Here is a 5,056-nt window from a genome sequence, read left to right on the forward strand (position 1 = left end):
AGGGGGGCAGGGTGGCGGGGGACAAGTCGGTCAGTTGAACCTGAGCGACGAGATGATGAGCAGCCTCAACGACCTCTTGGAAGAGTACAGCGGCGGTACGCTTGGAGACAGCGAGCGAGAGACACTGCTCGCCGAGATCAAGGACATTCTTGCCGAGGGTGCCCCAGAAGGCGGACTGCTTAGCGTCACGGCGTGATCGAACGGCCCGGCTCCCTGCTCGTCGGGGTGCTCGTGGGCCGTGCGGGAGACACCCGCACCCTAAACCGATTCCTGGCCTGATTCTCTCGCCCCTAGAAGGAAGCCCCGATCCAGGCGCCTAAGACGATGGCGTCGTCGATATTGCCGGTGCCGCCGGGCTTCTGGATGTATTGAACCGAGGGCTGGATAAAGAAGCTGGGAATGATCTGGAAGCGGTGCCCGAGCTCGTACACCGCCTCGAAGTCCACATCCTCGCCGAGCGACCGGCCATAATCGTTGCTCAACCCGCCATAGGTTGCGTAAAAAAAGGTGCGGTCATCCTCTCGGGACGGAATCAGCCCCTTGTAGATGGCGCCGACACTGCCCTGGAAAGGCGTCTTGGCGACTTCATCCTGATCGGAATAGGTCAACAGGCCGAATAGTTTGAGCCCATCGACAACCTCGACATCGGCATGGCCATAAAAGCGCGCGAAGTAGTCTGTCGTGCTGGCTTCGTCGAAATCATTGAAGTCGTAGAACGAATTGATGACGCCGACATAGACGTGGGCTGGGCGGTCTAAAACCTTGGGCGTCCAGTCATATTGGGCCAGAATGGAGACGCCGTCGTCGCCGCGAATGCTGAAGTCGACGCCATGGTCGTGATAGTTCCACATATTCGGTCCAATCTGATAGGCGCCGATCTGGAAATGATGCTGCTCGGCAATCCTGTATTTCAGTCGTCCGCCCCAGACGGCATATGGAAAGGACGTCATCGCGTTTTCGAGCAGCAACGCACGGATGGGACCGTTGATTGCCGTGCTCAGTGAATACGCGTAGAGCGGCGATACGGCGAAGTCCTGATCGGCGGATATCCGACCCAGCTTGAGCGCCCAATTATCGCCGAAAGTCGTTTCCAGCCAGAGATCGTAGAGGTAGGTCGTTTGGCCGCCATAAATGGTCATGGGATCGTAGATTCCGCCCACGAACTCGCCGACGCTGTCGCCATGGCGATTGACCATGGACATCTTGAAGGTCGTCCGATTCAGGCCCAGCAGTTTTTCGAGATCCAACTTGATCCCGGCGTAGACTTGCCCGGTAAAGTCATTGGCGGCTTCGATTCCGCCGGAAACATTCGCGCCGATGATCGAGTCATAGACGAGGAAGGGTGAGATGCCGCGATCCTCGAGCGAATCGCGGACTCCTCCCCAGTTGCCGGTGAGCTGTTTGCGTTCGTACCAGGCGTCAGATGCCGATTGCGCTCCTTCGGCCATGGCAATGCCTGATGACAACAATAGGCTGATCGCGATTAGTTTTCTCATTGGATCTGTCTCGCTTCTTGCTTTCTCACACCCGGGAACAGGGATACGGCCGGAATGGGCAAACCAGGCTACATGCAAAAGCCGGATGAGCCATCGGCGCACATCGCTAGGCCGAGATGATTTTCTGCATTTGCCGTCCGACGTCATGGTCCTCATAGATGGCCCGGATCATCTCCGCATACAGCGCGGTGAATTCCCGCTGACTCACGAGATCGCCGAAGATGGTTTCCAGCCGGAGAAAGGAGAGTGGGTCGTCCTGGGTGCTCATTGCGGCCTGATGCAGCTCATCCTTCATCTCGTCGACAATCTGGAGTTCGACGCCATGCCGGTTCCGGCCTTTGTCGCTGTAGAGACACCAGGCGGCGATGACGAGGGTTGCATACTGGATACTGCCGCCCCGCGCCAGGTTTTCGTGGATCGTGGGGATCAGGAACTTCGGCAGCTTGGCTGAACTCTCCAGGCAAATGCGTGCCAGGTTGTCCTTGATGTTTGGATTGCCGAAGCGCTCGATCAGACTGTCCTTATAGGCTTCCAAGTCGACCCCTTCCACCGGGTCGAGCACGGGGGTCGCCTCGATATCCATGAACCGGCGCAGGTAGGTCGCGAAGAGCGGATCGGCCACGCAGCCATCGATGGTTTCGTGTCCATGGATCGAGCCGAGCAGCCCGAGGACGGAATGCCCGGCGTTGAGCAGGCGTATTTTCATCTTCTCGTAGGGCGTGACATCGGCGACGAACTGCGCCCCGACCTGTTCCCACGCCGGTCGTCCATGCGAGAAATTGTCCTCGATGACCCATTGCGTGAAAGGCTCGCAGGTCACGGGCCATGCGTCCGTCAATCCAATTTCGTTACGCAGGTAAGCGATATCCGCCGGGGTGGTCACGGGCGTGATCCGGTCCACCATGGCATTGGGGAAGCACGCCTCGCGCTCGATCCAATGCGCAAGCTCGGCATCCTGATGGTGCGCGAAGGCCAGCAGCATCCTGCGCGCCATATCGCCGTTGTGCTGGATGTTGTCGCACGACTGAATGGTGAAGGCCGGCAGCCCCGCCGCGCGGCGCTTCTTGAGCGCAGCGGTCAGATAGCCGAACACCGTCTTCGGGCTGGATGGATTGGCCAGATCCTGCTGCACATCGGGATTGCCGAGTTCGAACTCGCCCGTGGCTGGGTTGACGTTGTAGCCGCCTTCGGTGATGGTCAGTGAAACGATCTTGGTGTCCGCACTGGCCAGCTTGTCGATGACGGCGCCGGGATCGTCGCAGCTCAGCAGGAAATCGCAGAGTGAACCGATGACACAGGTTTCCACCTCTCCCCGGGGATGCTTAACGATCAGGGTGTACAGATAATCCTGCGCCTTCAGAATGTCCCGGATCTTGCGGTCCTCCTCGCGCAAGCCCACTCCGCAGATGCCCCAGCCGGAGGCGTGGGTCTCATTCATGAGGGCATTGGTGTAATAGGCTTCGTGGGAACGGTGGAATCCACCGACGCCAATATGAACGATGCCTGCCTTGACGTTGCTCCGGTCATAGGATGGGCAAGCGATTTTTTTTGCAATGAGAGGAAGGTTGTCCTGCGTAAGCTCAATCGCTTCTTTCATAATCGATACTCGAATCTGCAGATACGTTGCGTGCTCACAACCGTGCCACCTAAGCCGCGGATATTGCCGCTGCCGGCACTCCGGATTTACGAACTGCCTTGGAGCGCTTCAGGCCCCAATAGGCGAAGACGAAGTAGATCACGGTGCACCAGATTGTGATGCCGTAGAACTGATCCAGGTTCACGTAGTAGTCGTAGAGATTGGGGCTGCGGAACAAGGTGATCCATGCCAGCACGGAGGGCACGACCAATCCGATGAGGATCCAGACGGCCTTGATGACCTTCGAAAGCGCCGAGGTGTCTTTTACGTAGTCGCCAAGGCCCGCCGCTTCCGCCTCCTTGGTCTGCCATTCGGCGACCCGCGCCTGGAACTGTCGTTCCGCTTCCTCTTGTTCGGGATAGCGTTCCGCCGCGCCATACCGCTTCGCGAGCAGGACATAGACGATGATCGACACCGCCCAGGTCGGCAGGAAAATGTAGAAGTACGGCATGATGCCGAAGACATTCAGGCCAAAGCCGACTACCAACGAGATCGCCCATGTCGCAAGGGCCGGGACATTGTGCTTCAAGCCCTTGAAGCGATACCAATAGCGCGTGTAGCCGAGCCAGCGAAACACGTAGTGTTCAGCGAAAACGATACCGCCGATGGGCACCAGTAGAACGCCCGAATAGGCCAGCAGCGGAAGCATTTGCTGATACACGAAGGGAAAACAGCTGGCAAACACGACAGCCGCGCCGACCATTAGGGTTACCTTCGTTCTGTGTTGATTCGGGAACACGGCCTGTGCGGCCAGTCCTGCACGGTAGAGGTTTGAATTGGCGGTGGTCCAGCCGGCCACGACCACGACCACGAAACCGGACCAAGCCAGGGCATACCAGGCCACTTTGCCCGGATCGAGCAGCACGATGCTGGTCTTGGTGAGCTCGGCAACCGCCGCGCCCATGAATCCGGCCGATATCCAGGCCACGTAGTGGCCGAACATCATCCCCGCGGCGGAGTTGAGACCATAGATTTTCTTCTTGGCGTAGCGCAGCAACGCCATGTCGATGAGGCCGAAATGGGCGAAGGTGTTCGCGGCCCAGGCAAAGCCGATGATCTCGAACATTCCGATCCCCGGCGCGCCCTCGGCATTGGTCCCTGTCCACACCGTTGCCGCCGACAATTGCAGGAAGTCCGAGAGGCCAAGGGTCGTGTAGCCGGTGACCGCCTCGGTCAGTGCCGGGACCAGGACCATTCCGCCCGTCGTGAACATGACCATGAGCCAGGGCGCACAGATGCCGGCGAAATCGGCCACCGCATTGAACCCGAAGGCGGCCACCAGAACCACGACGACCGCGACTGCCACAACGGTCACCACGAACCAGATGCTGGTCGGATAGGGCGCCACCTGCGCGGGAAGCTCGGCCAGTGCCGTGAAGGCCGTTGCCGATACGGTGATCATGGCGGCGGAGATGACGGCGAATACGAGGACATTGGCCCCGTTGTAGAGGCGTGACGTCAATCCGCCGGCGATCCGATCGAGGTAGGTGTAGAGGCTCAATCGGGTGTCGACGGCGATCGGCGCCGCGAGTAGCGTAAAGCTCAGCGTGGCAAGCGTGTTGCCAATGATCAGACCAATGAGGACATCCCAGAGGCCTGCCCCCAACGCCACAAAGGTGGCACCGAAGACGAACTCGGTGGCAGCGACGTGCTCCGCGCCATAGAGGCCGAAGAAGTGCGGCCAGTTGTGCAGCTTATGCTGTGGGATCGGAAGTTGCTCTTCATCCATCTGCGCGATGGATTCGATCGAGGGAATCGAGGTTTTGTCCACTGTGTTCTCCCCAGCGCTTGTTATTCTCTCACGTTTCGGAGTTGAAATTCGCCATAGTGACGGTCTCATGCCTCCATAGAATCAGGCTCTGCGCCCTCCAACTGGAGGGTGAAGTCATCGAGTTGTAATGCCTGGACAAAGAAGCGCTGCACC

Annotated in this window: 4 protein-coding genes; 1 reads left to right on the forward strand and 3 read right to left on the reverse strand. The window is 58.9% G+C overall.

The window, feature by feature from the left end; all coding sequences use genetic code 11:
- On the forward strand, positions 1 to 196 hold a 196-nt coding region (locus tag CKO23_RS23755), incomplete at its 5' end, for a hypothetical protein (RefSeq protein ID WP_207168679.1).
- 94 nt (positions 197 to 290) lie between these two features.
- Here the strand turns inward: CKO23_RS23755 and CKO23_RS23760 are convergent.
- The 3 genes from CKO23_RS23760 to CKO23_RS23770 all read right to left on the reverse strand — a co-directional run bounded on the left by CKO23_RS23760 (position 291) and on the right by CKO23_RS23770 (position 4,903).
- On the reverse strand, positions 291 to 1,496 hold the full coding sequence (locus CKO23_RS23760; RefSeq protein ID WP_200335851.1) for a carbohydrate porin: 1,206 nt from the start codon (positions 1,494 to 1,496) through the stop codon (positions 291 to 293).
- 106 nt (positions 1,497 to 1,602) lie between these two features.
- Positions 1,603 to 3,093, reverse strand: a complete 1,491-nt coding sequence (locus CKO23_RS23765) for a mannitol dehydrogenase family protein (protein WP_200335852.1) — start codon at positions 3,091 to 3,093, stop codon at positions 1,603 to 1,605.
- Between the two features lie 49 nt (positions 3,094 to 3,142).
- On the reverse strand, positions 3,143 to 4,903 hold the full coding sequence (locus CKO23_RS23770) for a purine-cytosine permease family protein (RefSeq protein ID WP_200335853.1): 1,761 nt from the start codon (positions 4,901 to 4,903) through the stop codon (positions 3,143 to 3,145).
- Between the last annotated feature and the right edge of the window lie 153 nt (positions 4,904 to 5,056).

This window comes from Thiocystis violacea (assembly GCF_016583565.1).
GTDB lineage: Bacteria > Pseudomonadota > Gammaproteobacteria > Chromatiales > Chromatiaceae > Thiorhodococcus > Thiorhodococcus violaceus_A.